A 14,527-nucleotide genomic window follows, 5' to 3' on the forward strand; every position below is an offset into this window, starting at 1 on the left:
GTTGCAATTGGTGAATGTTGCAATTACAGGGGAAGTCCTGTTTTTTTTTCTGCCAGGCGAAAACTGTTTAGGAATATTTTTTACATTAGGTAAAGGTTGACAAAAAGGGGTGATCGGAAATAAGATTCAAGTACTGCTACTGTAAAAAGGAGCGTATGCGTAAATAGGATGTTTTGTATTTATGGATACAATCTATGGAGTTGATGATTATTCATTCGATAGACAAATTTAACGTGTTGGAGCAGCAAGGGTGGACAGAGAAGGATGTTCTGTTCCAGATGACATGCGACCGTACGACGGACGGGCAATTCCTCGATACGTACCTTGCTTTGACCCGGCATGAGCTGCTTATTGCTACAAGTCTCAAGGAACCGGACCAGGAGAAGACCTATAAAGGATACGCGCTTCCGGTCAGGAACGCAACCAGGCCAGTGCTACAGGAGGAAGGCCAATGGTCGGTTCGAACGTTGAAAATTGAAGAAATTGAATCCGTTTTCATTGTCAATCTTGTTGCCTCGGGCATGTTGGTCATGAAGGCGCCGGAGGAGAATATTATTGCGGCGTTTACCAATGGATTGATGAGCCAGGCGACCAAGCTGACCGCGATCTTTGGGAAGCTGAAGGGGCAGGAAGAAATCGACAGCGAGCTGTTGGAGGATGTAGGGGCCAACGCCTCCTGTCCCAAGTGCGGACGCATTTACCCGGAAGAAGGTCGTGAAATTTGCCCGAAATGCATGAAGAAGAGCGCGCTGTTCGTCAGGCTGCTGTCATTTGCAAAGCCTTATAAAGCGGCAGTGCTGCTAGTTATTGTACTGATGCTGCTGAATTCCGCGACCGGACTTGTCATCCCGTATTTGACGGGGGCAGCCTTGTTTGATCAAGCGTTGAAAGGCGAGGGATATTTTGCCGGACAGATTGGTCTGGTTATTTTGCTGGTTATTGTGTTTCGTACGCTGTCGCTCTTATTCGGAGTGTGGTTCGGAATTATCAATGCGAAAATGGCCGCTAACATTGTATTTGATCTGAAATCATCCATCTTCTCGGCGATGCAGCGTTTGTCGCTTAACTTTTTCCAGCGAAAACAGACTGGCCAGCTCATGACCAGAGTCAATAACGATTCAGCGGAGCTGCAAATGTTTTTCATTGACGGGCTCTCTTACTTTATCGTGAATGCGATGAATATTATCGGGATTACGGTCATTCTACTGCTGCTGGATTGGAAGCTCACGCTGCTGTGCTTTCTCCCGCTGCCGATTGTTATCCTGCTGGTGCGCAAAGTGTTTCCCAAGCTGTGGCGGCTATCGTGGCGCAGACATCGCAGAGTGTCGGCTATGAACTCGATCATTAGTGATTCCATCAAGGGAGTTCGGGTCGTCAAGGCATTTGGCATGGAACATAAGGAGAACGAACGGTTCCAGCGGGCGAATATCAATTTCTCCGGCTCGGAGCAGCATTACGATCGGCTTAGCGGAACGATCTTTCCAGTGCTCAACGTGCTTACCCAAATGGGGGGCATGCTGATCTGGGCGTTCGGGGGCTGGATGGTAATGGGAGGCCAAATCTCCTTCGGGCTCGTACTGACTTTTGTCAACTATATGTATATGTTGTATGGACCTGTTCAGTTTATGAATAATATTGTCGGCTGGTGGTCACATTGCATGACGGCATCGCAGCGGATTTTTGAAATTCAGGATGCCACTCCCGATGTAAAGGAGAAGGAAGATGCGATTCGCATTCCGGTCCTGAAGGGCGAGATTGAGGTCAAGCATGTTGTATTTGGTTATGAGCCGAATAAAGCGATATTGAAGGATGTGACCCTGCATGTAAAAGCAGGACAAATGCTTGGTGTCGTCGGACATTCCGGGGCAGGCAAGTCGACGCTGGTCAACCTGATTTCTCGGCTTTACGATGTGAATGAAGGCGCAATAACCATTGACGGAGTGAATGTAAAGGATTTGGCTGCCGAATCTCTTCGCTCCAATATCGGGATCGTATCGCAGGACGTGTACGTATTCTCGGGAAGCATCGCTGAGAATATTGCGTACGCCAATCCGGATTGCAGTGTCATGGATATTATCCACGCGGCGAAAATTGCTAACGCCCATGACTTTATTGAGAAGCTGCCGGACGGCTACGATACGCTGGTCGGAACGGGCGGATACAATCTGTCGGGAGGAGAAAAGCAGCGTTTGTCCATCGCGCGGGCGATTTTGCATAACCCCCAAATTCTTATTCTCGATGAAGCGACGGCTTCGCTGGATACGGAGACCGAACTGCAAATTCAGGAGGCGCTGGATAAGCTCATTAAGGGGCGCACAACAATTGCGATTGCCCATCGGCTCTCAACACTTCGCAATGCTGATTATCTGGTTGTCATGGATCAGGGCAAGGTCGTGGAGGAAGGAACGCACGAGTCGCTCATGAGCACGGAGGGCGCTTATTACAAGTTGGTGAAGAAGCATGACGAGGCTTTAAAAATGAGCGAGGTGATTCCGGCATGATCTCAACGACTTCAGAAAAGGAAACAGTTGCGAGCCAAGCGGCTGAGGCAGTTCAGGAGGGCACAGCAGGTTCTTTGTCCGATGCAGCAGATATCTATTATTTGACGAAGGACAATGCGGAATTTAGCAAAACTGCAGGCAGCATGCTGTCTGTAACAGTCGGGGACCAGACGCATCCTGTTGTCTATGTGCATTGCTCCTTTCCGCATACGAACAAGCGAATGTATTTGTCCGTTCGGACGGTTGAAAACAAGGAAATCGGGATGATCCGCAGTCTGGAGGATTTCTCCGAAGAGATTGCGCAACTGCTGGAGGAGCAACTGCAAATTCGGTATTTTACCCCGGAAATCAAGCGAGTGATCGCGGTCAAGGAAGAGTTCGGCTACTCCTACTGGGAGACGGAGACAACTGCCGGGCTATGTCGATTCACTGTCAGGAATGGCGGCGGGAATGCCAAGCTGGTAACGCCGAACCGGCTGCTTGTAACTGATGTGGACGGCAACCGGTTCGTTATTCCGGATATGAATAGGCTGACAGATAAAGAGTATCGGATGGTGGAAATCTGCATGTAGGGGATGAAAAAGCAGATGAATTTGAATTTTTTGCTTGCGGAGCAGGATAGGCTGGCTGCTGTGCAGGCTGTTGGAACAGAGATTGAATATTGCGTGCCAGCAAATTTGTCTCTGCTTGGATACCGGACAGCCGGCTACCTGGTGGTTGGAAAAGATAAGTGGGCTTACATCGAGAACGGAAAAGCGAAGGAGATTGGCGTTATTGCCGACTCTTGGGAATATAAGGTCATACCGCTCATCGGGAATGTTGTGCTGGAGACGGAGGATGGGCAGGGCAAGCGGGTCTTGGTCCGTTCGACGATGGAGCATGCGGCCCGCTTCGGCTACGTTGCGCAGGCGCTGAATGATAAAGCAGCCAATCGCAAAATCCGGATTTTTAACAATGAGGAGGAAGCTTCCTGTGCCAAATGCGGGGGGCGGCTTGTAGCGGGGGCGCGCGTATGCCCAAGATGCATGAGCAAGGCTGAAGCGTTCAAAAAGCTGCTCGTCGTCTCCAAAGCGCACTGGAAGCTGCTAACGGCAGGGCTGATCGCAATGGTCGCAGCTTCCGTTATTGCGCTGGCGGGGCCGTATTTTCAGGAGATTTTAATTAACGGAGCGCTTGAGCCCCCGGCTGGACAAAGCCCCAGCATGACGCTTTTTTATATTGCGATTGCGGCGTTGGTTGGCGGACTTGTCATCGGGGAGCTCTTAGCGATTGTAAGGGCGCGCGTGATGGCGAATGTCAGTTCCAATATTGCCGCCGATCTGCGCAAGATGGTGTATGAGAAAGCACAAAGCCTGTCGCTGGGATTCATGACCTCGCAGCGGGCAGGAGACATTATGAACCGGGTTACGGGCGATACGGACCGAATCCGGCAATTGATCCAGGAATTATGCACGACAGCGATCTATCAGCTGATTTTGCTGGTGGCAGCCAGTGTTCTGCTGTTCTCCGCCGATTGGCGGTTGGCTTTTGTCGTGCTGCTTCCCGCTCCGATTGTTGCATACATGAACATGTATATCTGGAAGCACGTACTGTGGAAGCTGTTCCACAAACAATGGAGAATTTACGACAGGGCCAATTCATTCTTGCATGATGTGTTGAGCGGTATTCGGGTAGTTAAGGCGTTCGGCAAAGAAGGGCGGGAGATCAAACGATTTCGCACCTACAACAGTGAATTCGCAGCCGCTACGATTAAAAGCGAGACGCTGTTCAATGTGCTGGCTCCGATTACAAACTACCTGATCCAGCTCGGTCAATATTTTGTGCTGCTCATTGGCTGCAATATGATTCTGGACAACCAGATGAATGTGGGTGAGCTGATCAAGTTCAGCATGTACGCGTCGATGGTTTTTGGTCCGATCGCCTGGATGATGTTTATGCCCAGATGGGTGGCCAATGCGCTCATATCGATTGACCGTGTATTCTCGGTTATTGAGGAGCAGCCCGAGGTGCTTGAAGCACAGCAGGCGGTTCAGCACAGGATTCGTGGCGAAATTGAGTTCCGCGGCGTCTACTTTGGCTATAAGTCCTATGAGCCGGTATTGAAGGGTGTGTCCTTTACGATACGTGAAGGGGAAATGATCGGACTTGTCGGTCATTCCGGGTCGGGGAAATCAACGCTTATTAATTTGGCATCCCGTTTCTATGATGTAAATGAAGGCGAGATTCTCATAGACGGAGTGAATATCAGGGAGATTCAGCAGGAGGATATGCGCTCCCAGATCGGGGTTGTGCTGCAGGAGACGTTCCTGTTCACGGGTACAATACTCGATAATATCCGGTATTCCAAACCGGACGCGACGAATGAGGAGGTAATCCGGGCGGCCCGAATCGCGAATGCGCATTCGTTTATTATGAACCTGCCGGATGGGTATGACACGTTGTTGGAGGAGAACGGCAACAATATATCCGGCGGGGAGCGCCAGCGACTGGCAATAGCCAGAGCGATTCTGAATGATCCGCCGCTGCTCATTCTCGACGAAGCGACCTCAGCGCTTGATATTGAAACCGAAGGCGTCATTCAGGAGGCGCTCCAGCGAGTAATGAAGGGGCGGACGACGATTGCGATCGCACATAGGCTGTCGACCCTGCGCAATGCCGATCGGCTGGTTGTGCTGGAGAAAGGCAAGGTCGCCGAAGTTGGCTCACATGCCGAACTAGTGGAGAAGAGAGGCATTTACTATAAGCTGATTACGGCCCAGCGGCAAATGTCCAAGAAGGAGCAAAAGGAAGAGCTAGCTATATAGGACCTCGCTTCCCGCTCTTAATTGCTTCTGCCGGGTGAACATTCATGAATGTGGTTAAATATGTACGATGTAAAACTTGCATATTGGCTCCGGTAAGAAGCTGCTTCGCGCGGAAAGCGCGCGGCGGCTTCTTTTGACGCGCAAGGTCTATCCAAATTCTTATTCATTTAGTTCTAAAGGAAATACTTCAACATGATTTCATTTTATAGTATGATAGAAAGAGTGAAAACGCGTCGGTGCAAGTGATGCATACAGGAGGAACGTTATGTCGGAACAAAACACAGTAACGGCAAACCGGTCGCAGCCAAGCAATCTGCTGCGACGGGATGTTCGCTTTTTAGGAAACATTCTGGGCGAGGTGCTTGTCCATCAGGGCGGCAAGGAGCTTCTTGAGATCGTGGAAAAGATCCGGGAAATGAGCAAGACGCTGCGCGCTGAATTTCTCCCGGAGCTTTACGACGAGTTCAAAAAAGTAACTGAGGGTTTGAGTCCAGAGATTCGCCATCAGGTTATACGTGCATTCGCCATTTATTTTCAGTTGGTGAATATTGCGGAGCAGAACCATCGTGTCCGCCGCAAGCGCGACTATGAGCGCTCGGCTGGTGAAGCGGTTCAGCCGGGTTCTATCGAGAGCGCGATCAAGGAACTGAAGGAACAGAATGTATCCATCGAGGATGTCGAGGATATGTTGTCCGGCATTTCCCTTGAGCTTATTATGACCGCGCATCCTACAGAAGCAACGCGCCGCGCTGTTATGGACATTCATAAGCGGATGGCAGCGGAAGTCATGGAACTGGATAATCCGACTCTGACCTACCGTGAACGGGAAAAGCTGCGGGAGAAGCTGTTGAATGAAGTGCTGACGCTCTGGCAAACAGACGAGCTGCGCGACCGCAAGCCTACGGTTCTGGATGAAGTCCGCAACGGCATGTACTATTTTGAGGAGACACTGTTCGAGGTGCTTCCTAACGTGTATGAGGAGCTGGAGCGCAATCTGGAGAAATATTATCCGGGCCGCGACTGGCATGTCCCTACCTATCTTCGCTTCGGGTCGTGGATTGGCGGCGACCGTGACGGCAATCCTTCTGTAACTGCTAATGTGACCTGGGAAACGCTGGCGATGCAGCGCCAATTGGTATTAAGCAAATACGAGTCCATTCTCAAGGAACTAGTGAATGTGCTCAGCTTCAGCACGAATATTGTCCATATTCCGGATGAGCTGCTGGAGTCTATTCGTAAGGACGAAGACGCAATCGGCACCGTTCAATGCGTCGAATTCCGTCGCAATGAGAAAGAGCCTTACCGGACGAAAGTGTCCTACATGATCGAAAAACTGATCAATACGCGCGATGAGTCCCTGAAAGGCACGAACAAGCGCTATAATTCGCCGGAGGAACTGAAGCAGGATTTGTACATTATTGACCGCAGCCTGCGTCATCATTTTGCCGATTACGTAGCGGATACTCATGTTCGCAAGCTGATTCGTCAAGTGGAGCTGTTCGGCTTCCATCTGTCGGCGCTGGATATTCGCCAGCACAGCAAAGAGCATGAGAACGCGATGACTGAGATTCTGGCTAAGATGCATATTGTAGAGAATTACTCGGATTTGTCCGAGGATGAAAAAATAGAGCTGCTGCACAATTTGCTGAAGGACCCTCGTCCGCTGACATCCGGGCATCTGACTTACTCGGAGAGTACACGTGAATGTCTGGATGTGTACCAAACGGTGTACCGGGCGCAGCAGGAGTTCGGTGACAACTGTATCTCAAGTTACCTGATTAGTATGACCCAGGGAGCAAGCGATCTGCTGGAGGTCATGGTATTCGCGAAGGAAGTGGGCTTGTTCCGCCAGGAAGCGGATGGAAGCATCGTATGTACGCTGCAATCTGTTCCGTTGTTTGAGACGATTGACGATTTGCACGCGGCGCCTGCCATCATGTCCAGCCTGTTCGAGCTGCCTATATACCGCAGTGCGGTGAAAGCAAGAGGCGATCTGCAGGAAATTATGCTGGGCTACTCTGACAGCAACAAGGACGGCGGAGTGGTTACGGCGAACTGGGAGCTGCGCGTAGCGCTGAAGGAAATTACAGCTGCTGCCACCGCTTATGATGTCATGCTGAAATTCTTCCACGGACGCGGCGGCGCTCTTGGACGCGGCGGAATGCCGTTGAACCGGAGTATTTTGGCTCAACCTCCGCATACAGTAGGCGGCGGTATCAAGATTACGGAGCAGGGTGAGGTTCTTTCCTCCCGTTACTCGATGCAGGGTATTGCTTACCGCAGTCTGGAGCAAGCGACTTGGGCGCTCATTACGTCTGCGCGTTTGGCGAAATTCCCGCCAAACAAGCTGGAAGACAGCACGAAGGAGCAATGGGAAGAAATCGCGAAGACAATCTCCGAGACGGCACAGAACAAGTATCAGGATCTTATCTTCCGTGACCCGGGCTTCCTCACTTTCTTCCGCGAGTCGACGCCGCTGGCTGAGGTTGGCGAGTTGAATATCGGTTCCCGTCCTTCGAAGCGCAAGAACAGCGACCGCTTTGAAGATTTGCGCGCGATTCCGTGGGTATTTGCATGGACGCAGAGCCGTTATCTGCTCCCGGCATGGTATGCTGCGGGCACGGCACTGAATGAATACGTGAACGGCAGCGAGCAAAATCTGGCGACATTAAAGCAGATGTATGAGCATTTCCCATTCTTCCGTTCTCTGATTGATAACCTGCAAATGGCGCTGGCCAAAGCGGATTTGATTATTGCCAGGGAATATGCTTCAATGATTAAGGATGAGGAAATCCGTACGCGGATTTTCGGCCTGATCGAACAGGAATACAAACTGACTTCGGAGATGATTCTGAAAATTTCCGGCCAGCACGAAATTCTGGACAATGTGCCGGTGATTCAAGAGTCGATCCGTCTTCGCAATCCGTATGTGGACCCGCTTAGCTATCTTCAGGTACAGCTGGTGCAGGAACTACGCGAGCTTCGTTCCAAGGATGAGGATGATACCGAACTGCTGCGCGAGGTGCTTCTCACCATTAATGGGATTGCGGCTGGTCTTCGGAATACAGGCTAAAGAGCTGCTATAGGTCGGAATGAGCGCATGCGTATAAGGCTGATAGCTACCACGCTGCAATCGGGGATTACAGCAGTATGATGCAATGAACAGGCTGGGCACGAGTGGCGATTGCCATTTTGCGCCCAGCCTTGTCTTGAAATACAAGCCTTTATAAGTTTCTCTTTTATTCATAGTTTCTGTACTCTTGCGCGAAACAAAAGCTTTGGCCTGCCAAAGGACGCAAAGTCGTTTGTGTTCGTAAAAAATTCCAATAACTGAAACACGCTCCGGCCAAACTGGCTCGTTTGGAGGAATATTCGTGATATCTATTGAGGCGCACCTAGCGCGTTTATCTCTGAAAGGCGACCAGCAGGCTTTCGCTGAAATTGTCAGCCTTTATCAAGAGAAGCTTTACCATATGGCTTACCGAATGCTCGGGAATCGGCAAGAAGCGGAAGATGTCGTACAGGACACTTTTTTGCGGATACATAAAAATCTGGACCGGTATGACGAGAAGCTTAAATTTTCCACCTGGATCTACCGTATTGCGACCAATCTCTGTATTGATCGGCTTCGCAAGCGTAAGCCAAGCTATTCACTTGATGCGCAGCCGACCGACCATGAAGGTCTCGATGGATATTCCATGATTCCAAGTGACAACCGCACACCGGAAAGCGAGGTATTGCTATCGGAGACACAGCAAATTATTCATCAGGCGATGGCAACATTGCCTGTCAAATATAAGACGGTAATGGTCCTGCGCTATCTTCAAGAAATGTCGCTGCAGGAGATCGGCGATGTGCTTGGAATGCCTGTCACAACGGTCAAAACCCGGGTTCATAGAGGCCGGGAGTTTTTGAGGAAAAAACTAGAGCGAGTGCTTTAATATATAATTTTAAGCGAGTTATTTTTCAAAAAAAATGAAACCTTCTTTCTCGCCGTCACGTATCGTATAGCATGCATGTGAGCTTGGAATATAAGAGTGCGGGAGCAGATCGCCTCCTTCAAACTTAGATGTCCACGGTGTAACGAAGCTGCTCGGTCAAGGACGGCGGATAAAGAAATACGCCTGCTTAGAGCAATTTTACAGAAAGGATTGGCTGCCATGGAATGCAACGTCGCCATCGTCATGATTCACGATTATTTAGACGACGAACTGCCAAGGGAAGATAAGATTAAGCTGAAAGAGCATATGAAAATCTGCCCAAGCTGCGAAAAGCGGTTTGAACAGTTACAGCGGACGGAAGCATTCACGCACACTGCCATGATTAGCGGACTCTCAGAGAGCCGCGGTGACGGCAAAGGGCGTTCGGTACAGGCTGTAGCTGCTTTGACAAGTCGTATTATGCAGCAGATGCCGCCGGCTCGGAAAAGAAAGCCGGGTTTTGTGGATTGGGTGCGCAGGCATCCCGGACTTACGGCAGCAGCTGTTTTTTTGCTCGTCATGCTGACAAGCTTTTTTGTAATGTGGGATCAAGGTACAGAATTAATTGTCAAGGGAGCTGGGGAAGACCTGCAGCGAATCATTATTGATGGCGATACAGTCATCGTCCCGCCGGGTGTCCAGATTCACGGTGACTTGACAATTGAGAATGGAACAGCAGATATTCAAGGCGAAGTGATGGGCAATCTCACCGTTATTGACGGGTCTCTGAAAATGGCATCTACAGCCAAAATCATTGGAGAAAACCGAGAAATTAATCAAGCGTTGGATTGGCTCTGGTACAAAGTGTCGAAGACAGTCAGCGGCTTGGCCTACTAATGACAATAGCCTCCCTGGTGACGGGGAGGTTTTTTTCTGATAAAAGAACCAGCGCTTGAAAGATAGGAGGGAAAACGAAGGGGCAGAGGAATTCTGGAGAAACGAACGTGCTCACCTTTAAAGCCCGATTCCCTCTGCAAAATGTCATACATGAAAGGAATCGGGCTTTAACAGCGATCGGAAGAATCCTCTGTCCCGCAGTGTTCCCCTTGCCAGAAAACAATCGTTGATTTTTTTTAAGCTTATTTAAAAAAGGAAATTAATAAAAGCTAATGTTGAAATAGAGGGTTTACGGACCTCTATCTAGAAGATAATAAGGTTAGGACGATAGTGAAAAAATATGGTGCGGCTCTGCAGGGTCGATAGGAGTTGGCTTTATGAGCTATTTTACTGAGCTGACCTGGATAGACTGGATCAAGGATATGATTGATATAGGTCTCGTCAGTTTTATTATATATAAATTATTTTTGCTTGTACGCGGCACCCGCGCTGTTCAGTTGCTGAAAGGTATTTTCGTACTCGCGGCAGCTTGGGCCATTAGCACGTGGTTTAATCTGTATACATTGAAATGGCTTATGAGCCAGATGTTCACCTTTGGTATTATTACCGTAGTCCTCATTTTGTTTCAGCCGGAGGTACGGCGTGCGCTGGAGCAATTAGGACGGGGGAAACTGTTCGGGCGCTCGAATGGCGCTGATCCTCAGATTAATGAGCAGATTAATCAATTAATTCAATCCTTGAATTACTTATCAGAGCGCAAGATTGGCGCTTTGATTGTATTTGAACGCCAGACGGGACTCAATGAATACATAGAGTCCGGCATACGCATGGAATCCAACATCAGCTCGGAGCTGCTGATTAATCTGTTCATTCCGAATACGCCGCTGCACGATGGAGCGGTCATCATCCGGGGGAGCCAGATTATGGCCGCGGCCTGTTATTTGCCGTTATCTGAGAATCCTTTTATTAGCAAGGAGCTGGGTACGCGCCATAGGGCTGCGATCGGAATCAGTGAGGTTTGTGACGCGATTTCCGTTGTTGTGTCGGAGGAGACGGGGCAGATTTCGCTGGCAGTAGGCGGAATGGTCGTCAGGGGTATCAAGCAGGAATCGCTCATCTCCAAATTGTTTGAGGAATTGTCTCCGAAATCAAATCCGAACAAAGCACAGTCGAAAGCGGCCTTCTGGAAGAGAAAGGGGGGGCAGAATGGATAAATGGCTCAATAACCCCAACATACTTAAGGTCGTTTCGGTCGCGCTTGCGATTTTGCTTTGGGCAACCGTTCATTTCGAGCCTCAAACCCCCGGCGCAGTTACGAATACAATGGATACGAAGGAGTATGGCGCCATTAAGGTGCAAGTAGAAGGACTGGATGCATCCAAGCATGATTTGCGATTACTTGAGCCAAGCGTTGTGCGTATTATGGCAAAAGGATCATTTTCGGATCTGCTGTCTGCCTCTGAGGATGACTATAAGGTTTATGTAGATGTAAGTGGAATCAAGGATGGTCATCATATTTTGCCGCTCAAGGTGAGTGGACCCAAACGCGTCGAAATCATTGAGCTTTCGCCTGCACGAGTATCCGTACAGCTTGAGCCGCTGGAGACTCGGACATTTGAAGTTCAGGTGACAACGAAAGGAACGCCGGCCAATGATTACAAGGCTGGCCCTCCGATTGTCAGACCGGGCAATAGGGTACAGGTCACGTTGCCTACAGATTATATGGAGCAGGTCGGTGCTGTGAGAGCGTCGGTATCCATTGACAAAGAGGAAAACAACGTCACGGAGAAGCGAGCAAAACTTGTCGTTTATGACAAATCGGGTATGGAAATTCCGAAAGCGATTGTCCAGCCGTCAACCGTTGAGGTTGAGGTACCGATCAATAAGCCTGCGAAGCAGCTGCCGCTGCGGATTAGCTATACCGGTTCATTGTCAAACGGATTGAGTTTGGTGTCGGTGCAGCCGCAGGTGGATAAGGTGACAATCTATGGACCACAGGCAGAGCTTAATAAATACGATCATTTCGATAATATTGTCGTAAACCTGTCTTCGATTAAGGAAAGCGGCACGTTAACGTTGGAATTGAAGCCAATGAGCGGGATCGCGTCGGTCAGCCCGGATAAGATCACGTTGAATATTGAAGTGACGCCCTATGAGAAAAGGACATTGCCGCAAATACCAATCGAAGTCACAGGACTGTCCGATGGGCTGGAGAGCCGATTCATTACCCCGGAGGAAGGCCGGACAGACATACATGTGAGGGGCGCACCGAGTAATCTGGCCGAAATTGGGGCCAATGACTTCAAGCTTGTAGCCGATCTAAGCGGCCTTGCTCCAGGGAGGCATACGGTCTCGATTGAAGTCAGTCTACCGGCATTCGTAGAGCTAACCGATTCGAAGCTGACAGCAGTTGTTGAGATCATCGAGAGCAAGCAGACGGGTGGCCCGATCATAGAGGAGCAGGAGGAACCTACAGGCAGCAATCCTGAAGAGAGTCCCCGCGACAACGGCAGCAATACCGGGTCGGGGACACATCCGGGCAATCAGGGAAATCAGGAAGGAAGCGAGCCTGATACGGGTTCAAATTCAAATAGCTCCGATAATGGCAAGAAGCATTCAGGTGGATAAATCATTGTCATCAGCTTATAAATAGATAAAAAAGAATGATGGCGCTTTGGCAAGTTGCTTGCCTGCAATTATATATTACTGAAGATTAAAGGGGATAATCGCATATGGGGAAGTATTTTGGAACTGATGGGGTTAGAGGAGTCGCCAACCGTGAGCTTACGCCGGAGTTGGCTTATAAAATCGGACGCTGCGGCGGATATGTGCTTGCAGGTCAAGTCGAGAAGCCTAAGGTCGTTATTGGACTGGATACGCGGATATCCGGCCCAATGCTGGAGGCGGCGTTGATCGCGGGACTTCTGTCCATCGGAGCCAGTGTAATCCGTCTTGGAGTCGTATCAACACCTGCCGTAGCTTATTTGACGCGTACGTTGGGTGCAGATGCGGGGGTCATGATTTCGGCATCACATAACCCTGTTGAGGATAATGGTATCAAGTTTTTCGCTGGAGACGGCTTCAAGCTGTCCGATGATACGGAGCTTGAAATTGAGCGTCTGATGGATGCTGACCAGGATGAGCTGCCGCGCCCCGAGGGAAGCGGAATCGGAACGGTTACGGTATTGGAGGACGCGAAGGCGCGTTACATCAGCTTCTTGAAGACGACGGTCAAAAATAGCTTCTCCGGCTTGAAAGTTGCACTGGATTGCGCGCATGGGGCAGCTTATGAACTGGCGCCTGCCGTATTCCGCGAGCTTGGAGCAGAGGTTGTTACAGTTGGAGCAGAGCCAAACGGCTTGAACATCAACGATGGCGTCGGGTCCACGCATCCGGAATTTTTGCGCGAGCAGGTGCTGTTGCATAAGGCTGATCTTGGTCTGTCTTTTGATGGCGATGCGGACCGCCTGATTGCAATTGATGAAGCGGGCGAAGAGGTCGACGGCGACTTTATTTTAACGATTTGCGGCGATGCCATGAAGCGCGCCGGTACATTGAAGGATGATACAATTGTTACAACCGTAATGGCCAATATCGGCTTCTTCAAAGGGACGGAGAAGATTGGTCTGAAATCAGCACAGACCGCAGTTGGGGACCGTTATGTCATGGAAGAGATGCGCCGCGGCGGTTACAATCTGGGCGGAGAACAGTCCGGGCATGTTATTTTCCTTGATTATAATACAACGGGTGACGGCATTCTGACGGCGCTGCAACTGGTAGACACGCTAGTCGCGTCTGGCAGCAAGCTTGGTCAGGCGAAGCAGTTGATGAGAAAATTTCCACAGGTGCTGGTGAATGTCCGTGTAGCAGACAAGAGCCTTTATGCCGGAAATGAAGCTATTGGCGCTGCTGTGGCAGCAGTCGAACAGGAGCTTGGCGATAATGGCCGTGTGCTTGTACGCCCGTCTGGTACGGAATCCTTGATCCGGGTTATGGCTGAGGGGCCAGATAAAGATCTTGTTCAGCGCTATGTTGATCAGATTGTTGAAGTTGTAAAGGCGGAGCTCGGATAAACCGTCTCTTATAACGACGAACTGTCCTTTTCATGTCCAGCCAGAGGCCTAATCATTACATTGCGTGAGGATTGATCAGGGGTTTGGCTGGGCTCTAACCGGACCGGAAGAATTCTCTGATCCTCAACGTTTTTCCCAACTGAGAATAAAGGGCAGATATCGGTTTTGAACCTTTAATAGGCCTTTAATGGGAATAAATTTTAGTATGTAGTTGCAACTCTGTATGAAAATGAATATGATAAGTAGTATGATTCCAGAAGGAAAGGCAGGGTCGAGGTCAGATAGCAATACAAGCGCCAGAGCTTGCGCGGAAATCGCCACGGAAAGGATTT

The 14,527-nt window shown here is 49.9% G+C and carries 9 protein-coding genes; all 9 read left to right on the forward strand.

The features are described from left to right. Window positions 1-194 precede the first annotated feature (194 nt). A complete protein-coding gene (locus tag JFN88_RS07380; protein ID WP_233167536.1) occupies window positions 195-2,501 on the forward strand; it encodes an ABC transporter ATP-binding protein in 2,307 nt (768 codons plus the stop codon). After that, window positions 2,498-3,073, forward strand: a complete 576-nt coding sequence (locus JFN88_RS07385; protein ID WP_199018686.1) for a DUF1854 domain-containing protein — start codon at window positions 2,498-2,500, stop codon at window positions 3,071-3,073. Before JFN88_RS07380 ends, JFN88_RS07385 begins: the two co-directional genes overlap by 4 nt. Window positions 3,074-3,088: 15 nt before the next feature. Beyond that, window positions 3,089-5,305: an ABC transporter ATP-binding protein gene (locus JFN88_RS07390; RefSeq protein ID WP_199018687.1), complete on the forward strand. Its 2,217-nt coding sequence runs from the start codon at window positions 3,089-3,091 to the stop codon at window positions 5,303-5,305. A gap of 265 nt (window positions 5,306-5,570) precedes the next feature. Continuing rightward, window positions 5,571-8,378 (forward strand): phosphoenolpyruvate carboxylase, encoded by a 2,808-nt coding sequence (ppc, locus tag JFN88_RS07395; protein ID WP_199018688.1) that lies wholly within the window; start codon window positions 5,571-5,573, stop codon window positions 8,376-8,378. 301 nt (window positions 8,379-8,679) lie between these two features. Beyond that, window positions 8,680-9,246, forward strand: a complete 567-nt coding sequence (sigW, locus tag JFN88_RS07400) for an RNA polymerase sigma factor SigW (protein WP_199018689.1) — start codon at window positions 8,680-8,682, stop codon at window positions 9,244-9,246. Between the two features lie 219 nt (window positions 9,247-9,465). Beyond that, window positions 9,466-10,122 carry a zf-HC2 domain-containing protein gene (locus JFN88_RS07405; RefSeq protein ID WP_199018690.1) on the forward strand — a complete coding sequence of 219 codons (657 nt, stop codon included), beginning with the start codon at window positions 9,466-9,468 and terminating at the stop codon, window positions 10,120-10,122. A gap of 377 nt (window positions 10,123-10,499) precedes the next feature. Next, on the forward strand, window positions 10,500-11,336 hold the full coding sequence (gene cdaA, locus JFN88_RS07410; RefSeq protein WP_199018691.1) for a diadenylate cyclase CdaA: 837 nt from the start codon (window positions 10,500-10,502) through the stop codon (window positions 11,334-11,336). Further along, window positions 11,329-12,750 carry a CdaR family protein gene (locus JFN88_RS07415; protein ID WP_199018692.1) on the forward strand — a complete coding sequence of 474 codons (1,422 nt, stop codon included), beginning with the start codon at window positions 11,329-11,331 and terminating at the stop codon, window positions 12,748-12,750. Before cdaA ends, JFN88_RS07415 begins: the two co-directional genes overlap by 8 nt. Before the next feature lie 104 nt (window positions 12,751-12,854). Next, window positions 12,855-14,195, forward strand: a complete 1,341-nt coding sequence (gene glmM, locus JFN88_RS07420; protein WP_199018693.1) for a phosphoglucosamine mutase — start codon at window positions 12,855-12,857, stop codon at window positions 14,193-14,195. Window positions 14,196-14,527: the final 332 nt, after the last annotated feature.

The sequence above is a fragment of the Paenibacillus roseus genome (assembly GCF_016424485.1).
GTDB lineage: Bacteria > Bacillota > Bacilli > Paenibacillales > Paenibacillaceae > Paenibacillus_D > Paenibacillus_D roseus.